The sequence below is a fragment of the Streptomyces sp. AC627_RSS907 genome (assembly GCF_019049165.1).
Genome location: NZ_JAGMUE010000564.1, coordinates 1 through 562, shown reverse-complemented (window position 1 = coordinate 562; position 562 = coordinate 1). Strand labels below are relative to the sequence as shown.

The window sequence follows — 562 nt, the reverse complement described above, 5'->3', positions numbered from 1 at the left end:
CCACATCGCGGCCGACCCCGTCCTGCGGGCGCTCTACCTCAACAACCTGTTCGTCGCCGGCCTCGTCATGGCCACCGAACCGCTGCTGGCCGTGCTCCTCCTGCGCGACCTCGGGTTCGCCCCCTGGCAGTACGCCCTCTCCTTCGCCGCCCCCTGCCTCGGCGGCCTCGTCGGCTCCCGGCTGGCCCACCGGGTCGTGGCCCGCCACGGCCAGCACGCCGTCTTCCGGACCGTCGGCACCCTGCGCGTCGTCTGGCTGATCGGCCTGGCCTTCGTCGGCCCCGGCGTCGTCGGCCTGGTCACCGTGATCGCCGTCGAGCTGGCGATCATCGTCAACATGAGCCTGTACACCCCGGTCCTCGCCACCTACCGGCTCGCCCACACCCCCGGGCACCTCGTCGCCCGCACCCTGTCGGCCTGGTCCATCGGCCAGCAGGCGGCCATCGCCCTGTGCACCGCCCTCGGCGGCCTGCTCGCGAGCCACACCGACCCGCGCACCGCCCTCACCGTCACAGGCCTGCTCGCCCTGGCCACCCCCCTCCTGCTGCCCCGCACCCCCCAC

The 562-nt window shown here is 74.4% G+C and carries 1 protein-coding gene; it reads left to right on the top strand.

Annotated features, from left to right (window positions below; all coding sequences use genetic code 11):
* On the top strand, positions 1–562 hold a 562-nt coding region (locus KUM32_RS37090; RefSeq protein WP_374227596.1), incomplete at both ends, for an MFS transporter.